19 protein-coding genes, 1 tRNA gene and 1 pseudogene are annotated in these 18,016 nt (G+C 39.6%); 11 read left to right on the top strand and 10 right to left on the bottom strand.

Going from position 1 to position 18,016, the window contains the following annotated elements; translation table 11 throughout:
• The first annotated feature begins 61 nt into the window (after positions 1–61).
• Positions 62–1,063, top strand: coding sequence for an outer membrane protein assembly factor BamC (bamC, locus tag ACXVWB_RS05320; RefSeq protein ID WP_289901593.1), 1,002 nt, complete (start codon positions 62–64; stop codon positions 1,061–1,063).
• Positions 1,064–1,127: 64 nt separating this feature from the next.
• Here the strand turns inward: bamC and ACXVWB_RS05315 are convergent, their stop codons facing one another.
• The 3 genes from ACXVWB_RS05315 to arsC all read right to left on the bottom strand — a co-directional run bounded on the left by ACXVWB_RS05315 (position 1,128) and on the right by arsC (position 2,120).
• Entirely contained in the window at positions 1,128–1,424 is a 297-nt protein-coding gene (locus ACXVWB_RS05315; protein ID WP_049371484.1) for a DUF5377 family protein, read from the bottom strand.
• Between the two features lie 25 nt (positions 1,425–1,449).
• On the bottom strand, positions 1,450–1,704 hold the full coding sequence (locus tag ACXVWB_RS05310) for an alternative ribosome-rescue factor A (RefSeq protein WP_289901592.1): 255 nt from the start codon (positions 1,702–1,704) through the stop codon (positions 1,450–1,452).
• 65 nt (positions 1,705–1,769) lie between these two features.
• A complete protein-coding gene (gene arsC, locus ACXVWB_RS05305) occupies positions 1,770–2,120 on the bottom strand; it encodes an arsenate reductase (glutaredoxin) (protein WP_289901591.1) in 351 nt (116 codons plus the stop codon).
• Positions 2,121–2,214: 94 nt separating this feature from the next.
• Here arsC and ACXVWB_RS05300 point away from each other — a divergent pair, with 94 nt between their 5' ends.
• Positions 2,215–3,261 carry an AI-2E family transporter gene (locus ACXVWB_RS05300; RefSeq protein WP_289901590.1) on the top strand — a complete coding sequence of 349 codons (1,047 nt, stop codon included), beginning with the start codon at positions 2,215–2,217 and terminating at the stop codon, positions 3,259–3,261.
• A gap of 36 nt (positions 3,262–3,297) precedes the next feature.
• On the opposite strand, the gene tsaA is transcribed toward ACXVWB_RS05300, so the two are convergent.
• Positions 3,298–4,035: a tRNA (N6-threonylcarbamoyladenosine(37)-N6)-methyltransferase TrmO gene (tsaA, locus tag ACXVWB_RS05295; protein WP_289901589.1), complete on the bottom strand. Its 738-nt coding sequence runs from the start codon at positions 4,033–4,035 to the stop codon at positions 3,298–3,300.
• A 61-nt stretch (positions 4,036–4,096) separates the two neighbouring features.
• Here tsaA and ACXVWB_RS05290 point away from each other — a divergent pair, with 61 nt between their 5' ends.
• From ACXVWB_RS05290 to ACXVWB_RS05280, 3 genes are all read left to right on the top strand, one after another.
• Entirely contained in the window at positions 4,097–5,008 is a 912-nt protein-coding gene (locus ACXVWB_RS05290; protein WP_128787763.1) for a 1,4-dihydroxy-2-naphthoate polyprenyltransferase, read from the top strand.
• Between the two features lie 45 nt (positions 5,009–5,053).
• Entirely contained in the window at positions 5,054–5,551 is a 498-nt protein-coding gene (gene rraA / locus ACXVWB_RS05285; protein ID WP_049356040.1) for a ribonuclease E activity regulator RraA, read from the top strand.
• 163 nt (positions 5,552–5,714) lie between these two features.
• Entirely contained in the window at positions 5,715–7,100 is a 1,386-nt protein-coding gene (locus ACXVWB_RS05280) for a DASS family sodium-coupled anion symporter (protein ID WP_289901588.1), read from the top strand.
• A gap of 60 nt (positions 7,101–7,160) precedes the next feature.
• Here the strand turns inward: ACXVWB_RS05280 and plsB are convergent, their stop codons facing one another.
• A complete protein-coding gene (gene plsB / locus ACXVWB_RS05275) occupies positions 7,161–9,617 on the bottom strand; it encodes a glycerol-3-phosphate 1-O-acyltransferase PlsB (protein WP_289901587.1) in 2,457 nt (818 codons plus the stop codon).
• 218 nt (positions 9,618–9,835) lie between these two features.
• Between plsB and lexA the strand changes: the two genes are divergently transcribed.
• Together lexA and dapF are read left to right on the top strand one after the other, a co-directional pair.
• Positions 9,836–10,462 carry a transcriptional repressor LexA gene (gene lexA / locus ACXVWB_RS05270; RefSeq protein WP_289901586.1) on the top strand — a complete coding sequence of 209 codons (627 nt, stop codon included), beginning with the start codon at positions 9,836–9,838 and terminating at the stop codon, positions 10,460–10,462.
• A gap of 121 nt (positions 10,463–10,583) precedes the next feature.
• On the top strand, positions 10,584–11,408 hold the full coding sequence (dapF, locus tag ACXVWB_RS05265; protein ID WP_289901585.1) for a diaminopimelate epimerase: 825 nt from the start codon (positions 10,584–10,586) through the stop codon (positions 11,406–11,408).
• Positions 11,409–11,582: 174 nt separating this feature from the next.
• On the opposite strand, the gene dusC is transcribed toward dapF, so the two are convergent.
• From dusC to dauA, 5 genes are all read right to left on the bottom strand, one after another.
• A complete protein-coding gene (gene dusC, locus ACXVWB_RS05260) occupies positions 11,583–12,515 on the bottom strand; it encodes a tRNA dihydrouridine(16) synthase DusC (RefSeq protein ID WP_289901584.1) in 933 nt (310 codons plus the stop codon).
• Positions 12,515–13,381, bottom strand: coding sequence for a co-chaperone DjlA (gene djlA, locus ACXVWB_RS05255; RefSeq protein ID WP_289901583.1), 867 nt, complete (start codon positions 13,379–13,381; stop codon positions 12,515–12,517). Before djlA ends, dusC begins: the two co-directional genes overlap by 1 nt.
• Positions 13,382–13,492: 111 nt before the next feature.
• The gene (gene pyrE / locus ACXVWB_RS05250; RefSeq protein ID WP_289901582.1) at positions 13,493–14,134 is read right to left on the bottom strand and encodes an orotate phosphoribosyltransferase; all 642 of its coding nucleotides are present in this window, start codon (positions 14,132–14,134) and stop codon (positions 13,493–13,495) included.
• A gap of 9 nt (positions 14,135–14,143) precedes the next feature.
• Entirely contained in the window at positions 14,144–14,860 is a 717-nt protein-coding gene (gene rph / locus ACXVWB_RS05245) for a ribonuclease PH (RefSeq protein ID WP_289901581.1), read from the bottom strand.
• Positions 14,861–14,922: 62 nt separating this feature from the next.
• The gene (gene dauA / locus ACXVWB_RS05240) at positions 14,923–16,665 is read right to left on the bottom strand and encodes a C4-dicarboxylic acid transporter DauA (protein WP_289901580.1); all 1,743 of its coding nucleotides are present in this window, start codon (positions 16,663–16,665) and stop codon (positions 14,923–14,925) included.
• Positions 16,666–16,790: 125 nt separating this feature from the next.
• Here dauA and ACXVWB_RS05235 point away from each other — a divergent pair.
• From ACXVWB_RS05235 to ACXVWB_RS05220, 4 genes and pseudogenes are all read left to right on the top strand, one after another.
• Positions 16,791–16,880, top strand: a tRNA-Ser gene (locus ACXVWB_RS05235).
• Positions 16,881–17,078: 198 nt separating this feature from the next.
• A pseudogene (locus ACXVWB_RS05230) lies at positions 17,079–17,342 on the top strand (Arm DNA-binding domain-containing protein); the annotation flags it as partial.
• A 76-nt stretch (positions 17,343–17,418) separates the two neighbouring features.
• Entirely contained in the window at positions 17,419–17,646 is a 228-nt protein-coding gene (locus ACXVWB_RS05225) for a P2 family phage major capsid protein (RefSeq protein WP_354669541.1), read from the top strand.
• Complete coding sequence (locus ACXVWB_RS05220; RefSeq protein WP_289901578.1) at positions 17,646–17,873, top strand: hypothetical protein; 228 nt, start codon at positions 17,646–17,648, stop codon at positions 17,871–17,873. The genes ACXVWB_RS05225 and ACXVWB_RS05220 overlap by 1 nt, the downstream gene beginning before the upstream one ends.
• Positions 17,874–18,016 lie beyond the last annotated feature (143 nt).

The raw sequence follows: 18,016 nt of genomic DNA, 5'->3' as shown, positions 1-18,016 counted from the left end.
TCTTTTATTTGTCAAAGAGCGGTCATTATTCTAATTATTTTTTATTGAAAGGATTGAAGGAATGAAAAAAATCGTACTGAGTTTAGTCGCAGCAGCATTGTTATCGGCATGTTCAAACAGCGTAGAAAAAATGCAGACGGCTAATGACACTTATCAAAATTCTGATCGTGAAATACCGAGCTTTTCTCCTTTAGCAAGTGGTGGGGTAACATTGCCGCAAGCTGATCCGACTTATGAACTTCCTCAGCTTAATGCGAAAAAAGAACGCGTGGATATTCGTCCGCCTTCAACCCCATTAGCGATTATTAAAAATTCTTTAACACAATTTGATGGCGAACGTGCATTGATTGTTTATACGGATGCACAAGCAGAGCTTTATAACCTCAAACAAATTGAGCGTTTATTGAAAGAAGAAGGCACGAATTCAACTTTAAATGGTGCGGTATTAATTAGCGATTGGGCGCCAACGGGTCGTGCAGATGATAAAGCCAATACAGAGATCCGTTATAAAATTGAACAAGTTACGGCGCAAGATGCAAGTGCGTTAGCGGTTTCTGTCGAACAAATGCGTCGTGATGGTGTGATTTATACGCCAAATCAAGCTGATAAGCAGCGCTATGCATCTGATCGTTTAAATCGTTTTGTTTCGGCGCTCACTAGCGCTTATAACAAGCAACAACAAGATTTAAGTAGTGCTTCTGTAGGACCTTTCCAATCTGGTTTAATTACTGATACGAATGGCAGAATGGCATTGGGTATGGATGCAAGCTTTGGTCAAGCATGGCAACGTTTAGGTTCGGCCCTACCGAAATTAGGCTTTAAAGCAACATCTGAATCTGCAGGCCGTGGTCATCGTGAATTGAAATATAAACCATTGGATAAACAAGAGTGGTTACGTTTAGGTGTGAATCCGCCTAATCTAGAAAAAGGGGTTTACCAAATGCAAATCTCCGCAGTGGGTAAACAAAGTGCGGTCGTGATCACTGATGAAGATGGCAAGGCATTACCAAATGAAGCGGCGCAATCGCTCTATTCCGCGCTAGGTGTGTTACTTGCGCAATAATATAATAAGTTGATAAATAAAAAGTGCGGTTTAATTTGACCGCACTTTTTTATTGGAAACAGATTTATTCAGCTTTCACGCCTAAGTTACCCATTTTTACGCCGAGGTTACCGAGTGAAACTGGGTCCAAATAATCCCCTAAGAATTTGAATAACTCACTTAATTCTGTAAATGAGCGTTTGATTTTTACTTGATCTTCTACTTTACGCACAAATTCATAACGCACATTTTCGCCTTCAAAATAAGCCGTGAGCGTGAGATAAATGGTTTCAAAAAAGTGGCTTTGAGCACCTTCTTCACCTGGGTCACTGATACGGACATTCCAAGTATTGTTAAATAAAACTTCTGTTTTGATTGACATATAGACTTCCTCTGTTTGTTATTTTTTATACTGAAATTGAAACGAAAAACCCGATGATAAAATTTCTGAAATCAAAAACTTTATCATCGGGCTTTTCAAACCAATTGCTCACATATTTTGCTTTTCGTTGGTAACTGCCTTTGCCTTTACGTTTTTTCTCAACGCGTTGGCGGAATAATTTGTCGTGTAATAGTGCCATCACAGCATTATCTTTCACGACTCCTTTGGCGTGTTGATAAATGGGCTGATTTTCAACCGCACTTTTTGTTTTTTTTGTCATATTTACCTCTAAAAAATTGCCGTGAAGTGTTTCACGGCAAGTCATTATAGCGAAAATGAATAAAATTACAAAATGGCGAGTACGCTTTCAGGTGGTCGTCCAATTTTGGCTTTTTCACCTTTTACCACAATCGGGCGCTCTAATAAGGCTGAATTTTCACTGATGGCTTTTAATAAATCATCATTCGTTAATGCAGGATTCGCTAACTCTAATGATTGATAAAGTTCATCCTTGGTACGCATCATTTTTCTGACATCATCTAATCCTAATTTATTAGCCAGTTGCTGCAATGTTTCAACAGAGTAGTGTTGTTGCAAATAAAGTTCGATAGTTGGTTGGATACCTTTTTCTTCTAATAAAGCTAAGGTTTCACGGCTTTTTGAACAGCGCGGATTATGGTAAATCTTAACAGACATAACGTTTCCTTCTATTTTATGTTGAATGAGTGGATATAGGATTGATTTAAATTTTAACTTATAATGACAAAAAATACTTGTTTAGGAAAACTTTATGTTAGAAATGCTAAAAAATTGGTATAGTCGTCGCTTAAGCGATCCGCATGCGATGGGACTACTTGCCATTTTGTTATTTGGCTTTATTGCGATTTATTTCTTTAGTGATTTAATCGCTCCGTTGCTGATTGCCATTGTATTAGCATATTTATTGGAAATGCCGATTAATTTTTTAACGAAAAAATTAAAATTTCCTCGAATGCTTGCCACGTTAATTATTTTTGGTGGCTTTCTAACCTTAGCGTTATTAATTTTCTTCGGGCTTGTACCAACATTATGGAATCAAACGATTTCCTTATTAAGCGATTTGCCGGCCATGTTTAATAAGTTACATGAATGGTTGTTGGCCCTTCCTGAGCATTATCCTGAACTCATTGATTACACCATGATTGACACCTTTTTTAGTGCGGCTCGTGCGAAGATTTTGGGCTTTGGTGAATCCGCAGTGAAATTGTCGATTACTTCATTAATGAACCTTGTATCACTGGGTATCTATGCATTTTTAGTGCCATTAATGATGTTCTTTATGCTGAAAGATAAAACTGAGCTTCTTGCTGGAGTGAGTCGCTTTTTACCTAAAAACCGTCTTTTGGCCTCTAAAGTATGGAATGAAATGCAGCAACAAATTGCGAATTATATTCATGGCAAGTTGTTGGAGATTTTGATTGTTGGCGTGGTGACTTATATTATCTTTTTAAGCTTTGGTTTAAATTATCCGCTGTTACTTTCTGTTGCCGTTGGTCTTTCTGTGTTAGTTCCTTATATTGGTGCGGTATTAGTGACGATTCCTGTTGCTTTAGTCGCCATGTTCCAGTTTGGCATTTCCCCAACGTTTTGGTATTTGATTGTAGCCTTTGCGGTAAGTCAACTTCTAGATGGAAACCTGTTAGTACCGTATTTATTCTCTGAAGTTGTTAATTTACATCCTTTAGTAATCATTATTTCGGTGCTGATTTTCGGTGGATTATGGGGGTTCTGGGGCGTATTTTTCGCTATTCCATTGGCAACGCTCGTCAAAGCTGTGCTGAATGCATTGCCGGATTAGACAGAATTAAAGCGATAAAAAGAAAGTTGACGAAAGTCAGCTTTTTTGTTCTTTTAATTTTTGGATATCCAGAATTTCGACACAATCTGTTGTTCCTGCTTTAATACGCCATTTAATATTAAATTCGTACAGACTAATACCGTAAATACGATCGGTTTCTTTACCTTGTTGATAAGCAGGGCGGGGATCTTGTGCGATCACTTCTGTAATGAATCTTACTAAGTGCGGTCGGTTTTTGTGATATTTTTCAACCGCACTTTGGGCGATTTCTGTAAATGCTATATTTAATTTGGCAGGTGGTTTTTCTTGCGCAAAACTTGACTTTGCCTCAGGTTCACTATCAGCATAGGCAATATAAGGCTTAATATCAAAAATAGGTGTGCCATCGACAAGATCTACGGAACCCAAATGCAGAAAAACACGCCCATGAATACATTCCACTTGGCGTAATTCAACTTTGGATAAGCCTAGCGGATTAGGGCGGTGTGTGGCGCGTGAGGCAAATACACCGACACGTTGATTGCCGCCTAAACGAGGGGGGCGAACAGTGGATTGCCATTTCCCATGAGATATTTTGTCGAATTGGAAAATAAGCCAAAGATGGCTAAATTGCTCTAATCCTCGCACAGCCTCTGGTGAATTATACGGAGGGAGCAGTTCCACAATACCAATGCCATCTTGTACTAAATCAGGCTGGCGTGGCACCGAGAATTTTTCTTTGTAAGGCGTGTGAATCACCGCAATTGGGTGAAGCGTCAGTGTTAAATCATTCATAAAAAGGCAATTTCCGTGTAGAATACGCCCTTTATTGTAATCAAAAGTGCGGTCAAAAAAAATGACAAATCGTAAATTGAAAATGTGGTGGGAAACTGCTCGCCCAAAAACCTTGCCTTTGGCATTAGCTTCTATTTTTACTGGCTCAGCATTGGCATATTGGGCGGATAAAGAAAGTTTTAATCTCACCGTGATGTTACTTTGCTTGCTTACCACCATTTTATTGCAAGTCCTTTCCAACTTTGCTAACGATTACGGCGATCATCAAAAAGGGTCAGATACCGAAGAACGTATTGGGCCTTTACGTGGTATTCAGCAAGGTGCAATTTCTGCGAATGAGCTTAAATGGGGCTTAATTTTAATGGCGGTGGGAGCATTTTTCTCAGGTGCATTTTTAATTGGTATCGCATATAAAAGTCTTACTGATTTATTGGCCTTTGCTGGGTTGGGTATTCTTGCCATTATTGCTGCCATTACTTATACCGTAGGGGCTAAACCTTATGGTTATTTAGGTTTAGGTGATCTGTCAGTGTTGCTCTTTTTTGGACTATTAGGTGTAGGTGGAACCTATTATCTACAAACTCACAGTATTGATAGCTTAATTACTTTACCTGCGTTAGGCTCAGGTTTATTAGCGACAGCCGTTTTAAATATCAATAATTTACGTGATATAGAGCAAGATGCGAAAGTAGGAAAAAATACCCTAGTTGTGCGTATTGGCCCGAAGAAAGGACGTATTTATCATTGTATTTTATTAAGCGTTGCAGCTTTATGTTATGTGCTATTTGCGGCATCAACAGCATTGAGTCCTTGGCATTTCTTATTTTTATTGGCATTTCCATTGTTATTAAAACACGCATTATTTGTTTATCGCAGCAAAGAGCCTACAGTATTACGTCCGATGTTGGCTCAGATGTCAATGATTTCTTTATTGATCAATATCTTGTTTAGTTTAGGCTTGCTTATCGGCTAGATCGGCTTATACTAGAGAAAAAATTTTACCGACAAGGGGAACATTATGTATATTGATACTTCAGAACTTTGTGATATTTATGCTGATCAAGTAGATGTGGTTGAGCCCATTTTTTCGAGCTTTGGTGGTGTCAGCAATTTCTACGGCAAAGTGACGACAGTAAAATGTTTTGAAAATAATGGATTAATTGCCGAAATTCTCGAAGAAAATGGTAATGGCAGAGTGCTTGTCGTCGATGGTGGTGGTGCAGTACGCCGTGCTTTAATTGATGCTGAGCTTGCACAACTTGCCGCAGATAATGACTGGGCGGGTATTATTGTTTACGGTGCAGTACGTCAAATTCAACAGCTTGAAAATATTGATGTTGGAATTCATGCGCTCGCACCAATTCCTGTTGGTGCAGAAGATAATAATCATGGTGAAAGTGATCTTCCAGTGAATTTTGGTGGTGTGACATTCTTCCCTGAAGATTATATTTACGCGGATTTAACCGGCATTATTCTTTCACAAGAAGCGTTAGATTTAGAAGATTTCGAAGAATAATTTTAAAATTTATGATCGTTTTATAGTGTGGTTAGAAATAACCGCACTTTTTTTGTTAAAATTTTTTTGAACAAGATCACATTCTAAACATTTGTTAGTTGAAAGTTTGTAACATTCATTTAACATCGTAAATAGTTCATCTGTAATCAGTTTGGAGGGACTCATGAACGAAACAAACACAACAAAAAATTATAAAAGTGGGATTATCTTTCTTCTGGCGATAGCCTGTTTTTTTATTTTGTTAAAAACCTTACCTTTTGCGCCTAAGGAAAATGCTGGTTTAGCATTATTAGCCTTTGTTGCGATCCTTTGGTTAACTGAAGCATTACATGTAACGGTTACTGCGCTATTAGTGCCTTTACTTGCGATTGCACTTGATTTGGTGACAACTAAACAAGCTTTAGTGGCTTTTGCCGATCCAACCATTTTCTTATTCTTTGGTGGATTTGCGTTAGCGACGGCTTTGCATATGCAAAAGCTTGATAAGATGATTGCTAATAAAATCATGGCGATGGCGCGTGGTAATTTATTTGTAGCTATCATGTATCTTTTCTTAATTACCGCGTTCCTTTCTATGTGGATGAGTAATACAGCAACAGCAGCCATGATGCTACCTTTAGCCATGGGGATCTTAAGTAAGCTTGATAAAGAAAAAGAACATAATACTTATGTCTTCGTATTATTGGGTATTGCATATAGTGCGAGTATTGGTGGGATGGGTACATTAGTGGGTAGTCCACCAAATGCTATTGTCGCAAGTAACTTACATTTAACCTTCTCTGATTGGTTATGGTATGGCTTGCCAATTATGATTATTTTGATGCCATTAATGGTTGGTACGCTTTTCATTGTATTTAAACCAAAACTTAACTTACGTTTTGAGCAAAATTTTGAACGTATTGAAATGAATGGCCAACGGGTTTTAACGCTTGTGATTTTTGCTGTGATTGCGCTTTGCTGGGTATTCAGTAGCTATATTAATCCAATGATTTCAGGTGTATTAGGCCTTGCTAAAAATATCGGTAGTTTTGATAGTGTGGTCGCATTACTTGCAGCTGTCATTATTTGCTCAACGGGTGTGGCAAATTGGAAACAAATTCAAGAAAGCACTGACTGGGGTGTATTGATGCTTTTCGGTGGTGGTTTAACCTTGAGTGCGGTATTAAAAGATTCTGGTGCAAGTAAAGTGTTAGCTGATGGCATAGTATTCTTAGTTCAAGGGCAACATTATTATCTGATAGGCCTGCTGGTTGCAGCATTCATTATCTTCTTAACCGAATTTACGTCAAATACGGCGAGTGCGGCATTATTAGTACCAATTTTTATTTCTATTGCGCAATCCCTCGGTATGCCGGAAATTGGTCTTGCTTTAATCATCGGTTTAGGTGCATCTTGTGCCTTTATGTTACCAGTGGCAACACCGCCAAATGCAATCGTGTTTGGTACTGGTGAAGTTCGTCAAAGTGACATGATCAAAGCTGGATTTATCTTAAATATTGTGTGTATATTTGTTATCGCGACAATTGGATATTATTTCTGGTTGAACTAATCAAATAAAGAAAAGGGCGTGTTGGATATCCAACGCGCCCTTTTATTATGTCAATAAAGATTATTCATCTTTATTTGATTTGTCCTCTTCTTCTACTTCAATCTCAACTTCATCTGCTTTATTTGCAGCACTGTTGATCGTTAAGCAAATCTCACTAGAAATCAAATGCTCTAAGATTGTTGCGAGCTCATCTAATTTTTCTTTATTATCCTCGAAATAACCCTCTTCTTTCAAATTAGCAATAAAGGTGGAAAAGACGGCTTTATCGAAGAATTCCGGTGCATTAATACCATGTAATACGGAAAGACGCTGTGCCACCAATTGGCTTTCTTTTTCTAGTAAACCACGAGCAATTTCAGGGTCTCTACGTAAAATACTCACTGTAATATAGTAGCGTTGTAGGATTTCACGTATACCCGCAGACCAAAGTTGCAAAATACGAACTTTAGAGCGGTGGATAGATAAGAAATTATCATTGGCTTGAATAACCTCTTGACGCGCAAATTCATCAATAATGGCTTTAATTTGTGTATCTAATTCTTCTTCAGTGAAATGAAGGAAGAGTTCGCCTTTTAAGAATGGATAAATTTTACGTACCGCATCCAATAATAAATCTTTTTGGATTGCTTCATAATGTAAAACGATACTCGCAACAAGTGAAGGCAACACAAATAAGTGTTGAATATTATTGCGGTAATACGTCATGAGAACAGCGGAATTACGTTCTAAACGAATAATTTCCCCAAAGTTATCTTTTTCAACTAACACGCCAACACGATCTAAGCTTAATACGTGGTCAAGCATCGCTTTTGGTGTATCAGTTGGCAGTACCACATCAGTAGAATACGGTACATTCTTTAACATTTCTTGATAACTAGAGAGTTGTTCTAATAACTGTTCATGAGAAAGCGCACGCTGACGAGAAGAGAGTAGAGCGGTCCCCACTAAATTCATCGCATTGACGGCTGCAGCTTTATTAATATTCACCATCACTTGATTAGAAACAGACCCAACCGCATGGTTAAACCAGTGAGGTTTATCTTCATGATGTTGTTCTTTCCATTCTGGATAATGGTGATTGAGGTAATTGGAAAGCGTGATTGGCTCACCGAAATTCACAAAACCTTGACCTAAATTACGTAATTTTTTAATCACACGTAAAACTAAGCCTGCATTTTCTTTTTCTTTCGCTGCACCACGTAATTCTTTCGCGTAAGTATCTACTTCTAATACGTGCTCATAACCGATATACACAGGCACCACAGAAATAGGACGAGTCTGGTTATGTTGTAGTGCTTGTAGCGTCATTGACATCATACCTGTTTTCGGTGCAAGCAAGCGACCTGTACGAGAACGCCCACCTTCAATGAAGTATTCGACGGAATAACCGCGGTGGAATAATTCCCCTAAATACTCACGGAAAATTGCAGAGTAAAGGCGGTTACCTTTAAACGTACGGCGAATAAAGAATGCGCCCCAGCTGCGGAATAAAGGACCCGCTGGCCAGAAGTTTAAGTTGATCCCCGCTGCAATATGTGGTGGTACAAGACCTTGATGATAGAGCACATAAGAAAGCAATAAATAGTCAATGTGGCTACGGTGACAAGGCACATAAACAATCTCATGTCCTTCTAATGCTAATTTACGCACACGGTCCGCATTTTGTACATCAATCCCTGAATAAAGTTTGTTCCATAACCAACGTAAGAAACGATCCGCCGCACGAAGGCTGGAATGGCTTACATTAGCCGCGATTTCATGAAGCATTTTTTCGGCTTCAGCATAGGCTTTCTCGCAGCTGATATTTTTTGATTTTGCCTCATCTTCAATGGCATTTTGAATTGCTTGAGAATTTAATAGCTTATTAAACATGGCTTCGCGGTTTGGCAAACGAGGCCCTGTCGCGGAAATGCGTTGTTTAGCAAAGTGTATTTTAGCCACGCGAGCCAGTTTTTGCGCAATTTTTTCATCTGAACCGTGCTCATTTACCATGTAACGCAAAGAAAGCGCTTGAGAAAAACGCACAAAAGTGTCACGTCCAAACCAAATCGCTGCAAAGGTTTTTTGAATGCCATTCAATAAACGCAGATTCGGTAAGCTTGCTTTATCTTCTTTACCTGGTGAACGTCCCCAAAGTACAGAAACAGGAATGAGTTGTACATCTAAATCAGCTGTATCAAGGTGCAGTTCTAAGTATTTATTGAAGACTTTGGTGGTTTCATCTTTTGCGCCTTTTGATTTAAAAAAGCGACGACCTTCGTCTAAATAGACATAACGTGGTAATGCTACGCCATCAATTACATTCTTTTCAGCCGGATCAGGCAAACCTACGCTCAGACAGTTACGACGGAAAATGACGAAGTCAGTTTGAGAGGTGTAAGGCAAAACATAAAGAATAGGTTGATTGATATTGAGTTGAAGCTCTTCAATTGGTTGAGCGGGGATTGGATTATTTTTTACTAAAACCGAAAGCGGTAATTCTAATAATTTACGATAAGTACTTACGATGCCAGACATAATTAACGTTCTCTTTTTGTTAGACATTTCTAGGTATTGTCAGGCATTTTAACACATTCGACCAGTCAAATTCTAAAAATTTACATTTGAGATTTGTGATGAACACTCAAAAATATGAAAAAAATTGACCGCACTTTTATCGCTAGAAAATAGTTGTTGCAATCATCATCTTTCTGTATATACTAACAGTTATTCTGTATAAAGTAACAGGAGTGTATATGAGACCATTAACTGCCAGACAACAAGAAGTGCTGGAACTCTTAAAGCGCCATTTAGAAACTACGGGTATGCCGCCAACTCGTGCAGAAATTTCTCGTGAATTAGGCTTTAAATCCCCTAATGCGGCGGAAGAACATTTAAAAGCACTTGCTCGTAAAGGTGCAATTGAAATTGTTGCGGGGGCTTCTCGCGGTATTCGCATTATTGATGACAGTGCAAATGATGAGGAAGAAGAAGGCTTACCGCTCATCGGTCGTGTGGCCGCAGGGGAGCCAATTCTGGCTGAGCAACATATTGAAGGTACTTATCGTGTTGATGCTAATATGTTTAAGCCTCAAGCTGATTTCTTATTAAAAGTATATGGCCAATCCATGAAAGATATCGGCATTTTAGATGGCGATCTTCTTGCTGTTCATAGCACAAAAGATGTGCGAAATGGACAGATTGTTGTTGCACGAATTGAAGATGAAGTGACAGTAAAACGCTTAGAACGCAAAGGTTCTGTTATTTATCTGCATGCAGAAAATGAAGAGTTTCAGCCGATTGTCGTTAATCTTGAAGAACAACCTCGTTTTGAAATTGAAGGGATTGCAGTAGGGATCATTCGTAATAACGCTTGGATGTAATGATGAAAGTGCGGTGAGAAAATAAAGTGTTTTTTGACCGCACTTTGTCTATTCTGGCTATTTGCCATTCGGCTTATTGCTCTCTATAATGCCAAAAAATTTTCAAATCAAGGAAGGAAACATGCAGTTTTCCAAAATGCATGGCCTTGGCAATGACTTTGTCGTTGTTGATGCTGTGACGCAAAATGCCTATTTTACCCCTGAAACCATTAAACGTTTAGCCGATCGTCATCGTGGTATTGGTTTTGATCAGCTTTTAATTGTTGAGCCACCTTATGATCCAGATTTAGATTTCCATTATCGTATTTTTAATGCAGATGGTAGTGAAGTGTCGCAATGTGGAAATGGGGCAAGATGTTTTGCGCGTTTTGTCACCTTAAAAGGGCTGACTAATAAAAAGGATATTGCAGTAAGCACGCAAAAAGGAAAAATGGTTTTAACGGTAAAAGAAGATGGGCAAATTTGCGTCAATATGGGCGAGCCGATTTGGGAACCGAATAAAATTCCTTTTGCTGCCAATAAATTTGAAAAAAACTATATTCTACGTACCGATGTTCAAACGGTGCTTTGTGGTGCAGTATCAATGGGCAATCCACATTGTGTTGTTCAAGTGGAGGATATTGAAACGGTTAATATAGCAGAATTAGGTCCACTCTTAGAAAGCCACGAACGTTTTCCTGAAAGGGTAAATGCTGGATTTATGCAAGTCGTCAATCGTAACCATATTAAGTTGCGTGTATATGAGCGTGGTGCAGGTGAAACACAAGCTTGTGGCAGTGGGGCGTGCGCGGCGGCGGCTGTTGGGATTATGCAAGGTTTGCTTGATAATAAAGTGCAAGTTGATCTACCTGGTGGTAGCTTGCTTATTGAATGGGAAGGCGTTGGCTCTCCACTTTATATGACGGGTGATGCGACTCATATCTATGATGGAAACATTCACCTTTAATCTCGCCTAGACGAGTCTTCATTAGGCACCTCTCCTTTTTTGTGGTATATGCCTCATCGATTCTACTGGTTCTGTATGATAACTTTTGATTTTGGTCAAGTTTTGTTTGAGTGTTGAACTCATCGTACGAGTGGGGATAATGCTAAAAAAGCCGTCTATTCTGACCGCACTTTTTTAGCCTTGACAGAGTCTTTCTCTCAGATCTTCTGCTGTTTTGCTGGTTTTAATTCGCTCAAAAACGATGCCCGCTTCAGGATATTCTTTATTGAGATAGCGTAGCCATTGTTTGATGCGGGCAACATGATAAAAACCGGAATCATGGAAATTTTCCATTTCCGCATATTTTTGCAAGATCTTTTGAATATCCGCCCAAGGCATTTTTTCGCAATTTTGTTTGAGTACAAGGCTTAAGTTTGGGATATTTAATGCACCACGTCCGACCATTAGATCTTTACACTCGGTCGCTTTTAAACATGCTTGACCATCTTCCCAACGCCAAATTTCACCATTAGCAATTACAGGGATCGCTAAGCGAGATCTCACTTCACCGATTTTTTCCCAATTAATGCGATCGGCACGATAGCCATCGGCTTTGGTTCGACCGTGAATGGTAATTTCAGTCGCGCCACCTTGTTGTACTGCATCGGCAATTTCAAACGCTTGTGAAGTACAATCCCACCCTAATCGTACTTTAACGCTAACAGGCAAGTGGCTAGGTACAGTTTGTCGTAAGGCTAGAGTCGCTTGATAAATTAATTCAGGTTGTTTGAGTAGGGCTGCACCTCCGTTACTGCCATTAACGGTCTTAGAAGGACAGCCACAATTTAAATCAATACCATGTGAGCCAAGTTCAATGGCACGATGGGCATTTTCAGCAAGACAGTTCGGATGTTGACCTAAAAGTTGGACGCGAACAGGTGTTCTAGAAGGTGTAAAACCCTGATTTTTGAGTTCAGGGCAAAGACGATAAAAGAGCTTTTCAGGTAAGAGTTGATCTACTACGCGGACAAATTCGGTGATGCAGAGATCGTATTCATTCACTTCGGTTAAAAGCTGGCGAACGAAAGGATCAAGTACCCCTTGCATGGGAGCGAGGATAACACGCACTATTTCCAGCCTTTCACTTTACAAATTAAATCGTAAGCAGCTTGGATTTGTTGTGCCTTTTCTTTAGCCATTTCCATCATTTCTGGCGGTAAGCCTTTAGCCACTAATTTATCCGGATGATGTTCATTCATTAAACGACGATATGCACGTTTTACAGCATTACGGTCATCGCTTTCACTCACACCCAGTACTTTATAAGCATCACTTAATGTTGGACCTGAAGATTGTTGGTATCCGCCTTGTTTTTGGTACTGATAGCCACCTTGCTGTTGATTGCCACCTTGTTGGTATTGGCGATAGAATCCACCTTGAGTAAATTGACGAGCTGCAATTTCCATTGCCAGCATTTGCTCAAACTGCATACGGGAAAGACCAAGCTCTTCAGCCACCACATAAAGGACTTCTTTTTCTGAGTCATGTAATTGAGAATCAGCAAATGCGGCTTGCACTTGTACGTGCAAGAACATTCTTAGTAAATCAGCCCGTTGTCCACATCCAATGCGGAATTCGCGAATCACCTGACGTAGTGGAAAATCGGTTGCTTTACCTCGACTAAATGCCTCTTGAGCAAGTTTGCGATGACTCTCATCTAATTGCATCTGGTTCATCAGCTGATTTGCCAGTTGGATATCTTCTTCCGTCACACGACCTTTGGATTTACTCAAATGCCCAAGTACCGCAAAAGTAGTTTGCATGAAAAGCGCTTGTCGGGTCGTTTTTTTCTTAAAAAAGCTTGAGTTAACAGAACCCATCTCATAAAGTTTTTTATCTGCGATTGAGCCTAAAATGAGTCCAGCGATGGCACCGAAAAAACCACCCCATTTGAAACCTAAAATAACCCCGATAATCTTTCCAAAAAAATACATTCTCTTCCCCTAAAGTGCGGTCAAAAAATAAGTCTTTTTGACAATAATGGGCAGACGTAAATGTCTGCCCTTACATTAATATGGCATTTTTCTTATTTTTCAAGTAGCAAATTACACACCATAACTTTCACGATAAGCCCGCATTGCCGGCAAATATTGCTGATAATCGACTTCGTTTTCAATGAATTGCATTAAATCATCAAAATCAATAATGGAAAGGACTTGGCACTGGTAGTCGCGTTCCACTTCTTGAATGGCGGAAAGTTCGCCTTTGCCTTTTTCTTTGCGATTTAATGCAATAAATACGGCGGCTAATTTGGCATTGTTGGCTTCAAGAAGCGCCATGGATTCACGAATAGCCGTGCCGGCGGTGATGACATCATCGACTAATAACACATTGCCAGTTAATGGGCTGCCGATTAAATTACCACCTTCACCGTGATCTTTCGCTTCTTTGCGGTTAAAACAAACAGGTGTATCTCGGTTAAATTGATTGAATAGTGCAATGGAAACGCTCGTCGCAATCGGAATACCTTTATAGGCAGGTCCAAAAATAACATCAAAATCGACCGCACTTGATTGAATTGCCTTCGCATAGTATTCACCTAAGCGAGCAAGATCTGCGCCCGTGCTAAATAATCCAGCATTGAAAAAATAAGGGCTTTTTCGACCTGATTTTAGGGTAAATTCACCAAATTTGAGCACTTGGTGGCTCAACGCAAATTTAATAAATTCGATTTTGTAGCTTTCCATTTTTTGTTCCTATAAACCTAATGCTTGACGTTGTGCTGCGAAGATTTGTTCGCAGCCTTGTTTTGCTAAGCCCAATAAGGTGAGTAATTCTTCGTGGCTGAATGGTTCGCCTTCTGCCGTACCTTGCACTTCAATCATGCGGCCATCTTCCATCATCACAACGTTCATGTCTGTTTCAGCGGCTGAATCTTCCACATATTCTAAATCACACACAGCTTCACCTTCAACAATCCCAACCGAAATTGCCGCAACCAGACCTTTGATTGGATTGGTTTTTAATGTGCCGTTAGCGATTAAACCATTGATAGCATCACATAAAGCCACCGCTGCACCCGTGATAGACGCTGTTCTTGTACCGCCATCCGCTTGAATCACATCGCAGTCTAAGGTAATAGAACGTTCGCCAAGGGCTTCTAAATCAACCATTGCACGTAATGAACGTGCGATTAAGCGTTGAATTTCCATGGTGCGTCCACCTTGTTTGCCTTTTGCTGCTTCACGTTGCATACGGCTGTGTGTCGAGCGTGGCAACATGCCATATTCTGCTGTCACCCAACCTTGATTTTGTCCTTTTAAGAAACGCGGTACGCTTTCATCAACACTCGCCGTACACAATACTTTAGTATCACCAAATTCCACTAATACTGAGCCTTCAGCATGTTTTGTGTAATTACGGGTGATTTTAATTGGACGAGATTGATGATTTTCACGATTATTTGGACGCATTCTGAATTCCTTTATTTTTATTGATAAAAAAGCGTGTCTATTTTAGCACGCTTTTCACTGTTTTATGGATTTGCTTGCTCAAACTCACGAATTTTATTAAAGACATCTTGTAAATCTGAGCCGTAGTTGATTTTTTGCAATTCAGGAACAGAGTTTGATTTCACTAACATTCTTAGTGGTTGAAATTGCATATTGCACAAGTAGATTTGTTGATGTGGCAACATATGTTGTACAAAGTGAGTGAGTGCATGGATGCCCCCCGTATCGAGTACGGTCACGGCATCGCATTGTAATACGATATGTTTGATTTCGTGATCCGTATGTACGGTTTTATCATGCAAATCCGCAAAGAGTTTATCTGCCGCGGCAAAGAACAATGGGCCACTGATACGATAAGCTAACACATCATTCAGATCTTCTGGTGCAGGTTGTTCAATAGCTTTTGTCATTTCTGCAATGGTGCGGATAAATAAGAGGCTCGCCAATAATACGCCAACTGAGATGGCAATCACCATATCGAATAATACGGTGAGAATTAAGCAAGTGAACAACACCGCAATTTCATTTTTTGTTGACCGACGTGCTAAACGAATGATTTCAGGTACATTCGCCATATGCCAAGCTACCATTAATAGCAATGCAGCCATAGAAGAGAGTGGCAAATAAGACAGGGCATTCGCAAAGAATAATAGCGAGAATAAAACTAAGAGTGCATGAATTACACTGGCTATTGGTGATACAGCCCCAGATTTAACGTTGGCTGCAGAACGTGCAATTGCTGCAGTTGCCGTAATTCCGCCTAAGAATGGTGAAATAATATTACCTAAACCTTGAGCGAGTAATTCATTATTGGAGTGATGTTTTGTGTCAGTCATGTTATCTAAAATGACCGCACAAAGTAGTGACTCAATCGCACCTAATACTGCCATTGAAAAGGCTGCAGGTAAGAGAGTCTGTATGCGATCAAAATTCCAATTAATGATTTCCCCCTGCGCATTTGGAATATTCCAAGGTAAGGTAAATTCAGGCAAGACATTTGGAATACCGTTTCCCGTTGTACCATCGGCTAAGGTGTAGTGGAATGCTGTGCCAATGGTTTCAACCGAGAAACCAAATTGTCCTAAAGCTAATGCCATCAGTGTACCAATAATCACAGCTGGTAAATGACCAGGCACAGGTAAACGAAGTTTGTGCCATTGTGTGAGAACAAATAAGGTGACCACACCAACAGCGGTATCAGCCCAGCTAATCGTCGGAAGTGCGGTCAAAATAGCCTGTACTTTTTCAATATAGTGAGATGGCATTTGGGCAATATCTAAACCTAAGAAATCTTTGATTTGCAATGTACCGATAGTAATGCCAATCCCGCAGGTAAAGCCAAGTGTAACGGGGAGAGGTATATACTCAATTAACCGACCCAATCGAGACAACGCCATGATGATTAAAATAATCCCCGAAAGTAGCGTTGCCATGAGCAAGCCACTGAGTCCAAATTGTTGAGTAACGGGATATAAAATCACAACAAATGCCGCGGTTGGTCCAGAAATATTGAAACGCGATCCACCAGTTAATGCAATCACAATACCCGCTACGATAGCCGTATAAAGACCATGTTGTGGTGGAACACCGCTAGCGATCGCTAAGGCCATGGAGAGGGGAATTGCAATGACTCCTACTGTGAGTCCCGCAATAATATCTTTAATCAATTTTTGTTTTCCGTAACCTTCACGGAAAGATTCTTTCAATGCGCTAAATGGTTTTACAGCCAGAAACACATTTTTAGAAAAGAGAGATTTGATTTGCATAAAAATACGACGATGGAAAAGAGATAAGTTTATATTTTAGCTAAAAGGAATAGGATTTTTTATGTTCTAGCTCAAAAAACTTGACTAATCTTAGATAAATCTTTATATTCCACGCACTTCAAAACGGTGAGATGTCCGAGTGGTTGAAGGAGCACGCCTGGAAAGCGTGTATGTGCGAAAGTGCATCGGGGGTTCGAATCCCCCTCTCACCGCCACGAGCCTTGTCAAATAATGTCTTTCTTGTCAAAAAACAACGTAAAAACAATGATTTAGTTTTCTTTAATCTGTTTCTTTCGTTGGTCTATGTTTGTCTTTGTTTCCGTTTTTAACTCCCTAATTTACTCCCTCACTTTTTGGGCGTTTTTCGAGGGAGTTAAAACGGCTAAGTTTTAATCAAACAAAGGCTTTTTATCATGAAATTAAATAAACCATTCACCGACACTTTTTTACAGTCCCTAAAACCCAAAGCGAAAGAATACACAAAGCACGATGGCAAAGAATCAGGCTTAATGATTAGGGTAAAACCAAATAAAACGAAAACCTTTTACTTTGTTTATTCTTTTACTGGTAAATATAAGAAAATGAGCTTAGGAGAATATCCAACACTTTCTTTAACTTTTGCCCGAGAAATGGTGAAAGAATACAAAGGGCTTATTTATAGAAATATTGATCCGCTTGCTTATCGTAAAACATTACAAAACCCAGTAGAAGAAAAGCAACTCACCTTTTCAGAAATGGCAGAGAAATGGCGAGATAGGCGGGCTGAAAGCGGTCAATGTAAGCCATTTCCCTCGCAACGGCATTTTAATCACGCCACTTGCCAATTTAGCCCTTTATTTCACGAAAAACACCTCACGCCTATTTTTCATCAACCGCCCGGAACGAAATGTAGAAGAAGTGTATTTTTCAACAAGCCTTGATTTCTTGTTAGAGAATCACCGCCACGCCGTTTATATTGATGGGCTTGAGGTTCCTGAATAATGCAAACTATCGAAGAATCTGCTAAACAACTGCTGACTGCCACGCAATTTTTTATTAATCACAGCGTAAAAGGATTAATCGAAAGCGGCAAAGTGCAAAAGGACGATGAAGAACATTTAATGTTGGCTTTTATGGCACTCATGGCAGAAGAAGCGCAAGAATTTAAACAAGAATTCAACCGCACTTTACCAAACGAACCACGAGAAAGCCGAATATTCACTTTCTAATCCTTATAACGCCCCGGTAGTATAATCGGGGCTTTTTATTACCCAAAGAGAGCTTTTAAAAGTCTTTTTTGAGTGCTAATATAACAAGAAATAGCCACTCAAAAAAATAGGGGGAAGTATGGCAATTCACCAAATTTTGACAC

It is taken from the genome of Haemophilus sp. SZY H53 (assembly GCF_054332375.1).
Note: the sequence above shows the minus strand (reverse complement) of the source record. Positions and strands in the feature narration are given on the sequence as shown.

What these genes read in the sequence shown, in the direction of transcription:
- bamC (WP_289901593.1), top strand. Translation starts at nt 62, where the DNA reads ATGAAAAAAATCGTACTGAGTTTAGTCGCAGCAGCATTGTTATCGGCA.
- ACXVWB_RS05315 (WP_049371484.1), bottom strand. Translation starts at nt 1,424, where the DNA reads ATGTCAATCAAAACAGAAGTTTTATTTAACAATACTTGGAATGTCCGT.
- ACXVWB_RS05310 (WP_289901592.1), bottom strand. Translation starts at nt 1,704, where the DNA reads ATGACAAAAAAAACAAAAAGTGCGGTTGAAAATCAGCCCATTTATCAA.
- arsC (WP_289901591.1), bottom strand. Translation starts at nt 2,120, where the DNA reads ATGTCTGTTAAGATTTACCATAATCCGCGCTGTTCAAAAAGCCGTGAA.
- ACXVWB_RS05300 (WP_289901590.1), top strand. Translation starts at nt 2,215, where the DNA reads ATGTTAGAAATGCTAAAAAATTGGTATAGTCGTCGCTTAAGCGATCCG.
- tsaA (WP_289901589.1), bottom strand. Translation starts at nt 4,035, where the DNA reads ATGAATGATTTAACACTGACGCTTCACCCAATTGCGGTGATTCACACG.
- ACXVWB_RS05290 (WP_128787763.1), top strand. Translation starts at nt 4,097, where the DNA reads ATGACAAATCGTAAATTGAAAATGTGGTGGGAAACTGCTCGCCCAAAA.
- rraA (WP_049356040.1), top strand. Translation starts at nt 5,054, where the DNA reads ATGTATATTGATACTTCAGAACTTTGTGATATTTATGCTGATCAAGTA.
- ACXVWB_RS05280 (WP_289901588.1), top strand. Translation starts at nt 5,715, where the DNA reads ATGAACGAAACAAACACAACAAAAAATTATAAAAGTGGGATTATCTTT.
- plsB (WP_289901587.1), bottom strand. Translation starts at nt 9,617, where the DNA reads ATGTCTGGCATCGTAAGTACTTATCGTAAATTATTAGAATTACCGCTT.
- lexA (WP_289901586.1), top strand. Translation starts at nt 9,836, where the DNA reads ATGAGACCATTAACTGCCAGACAACAAGAAGTGCTGGAACTCTTAAAG.
- dapF (WP_289901585.1), top strand. Translation starts at nt 10,584, where the DNA reads ATGCAGTTTTCCAAAATGCATGGCCTTGGCAATGACTTTGTCGTTGTT.
- djlA (WP_289901583.1), bottom strand. Translation starts at nt 13,381, where the DNA reads ATGTATTTTTTTGGAAAGATTATCGGGGTTATTTTAGGTTTCAAATGG.
- pyrE (WP_289901582.1), bottom strand. Translation starts at nt 14,134, where the DNA reads ATGGAAAGCTACAAAATCGAATTTATTAAATTTGCGTTGAGCCACCAA.
- rph (WP_289901581.1), bottom strand. Translation starts at nt 14,860, where the DNA reads ATGCGTCCAAATAATCGTGAAAATCATCAATCTCGTCCAATTAAAATC.
- dauA (WP_289901580.1), bottom strand. Translation starts at nt 16,665, where the DNA reads ATGCAAATCAAATCTCTCTTTTCTAAAAATGTGTTTCTGGCTGTAAAA.
- ACXVWB_RS05220 (WP_289901578.1), top strand. Translation starts at nt 17,646, where the DNA reads ATGCAAACTATCGAAGAATCTGCTAAACAACTGCTGACTGCCACGCAA.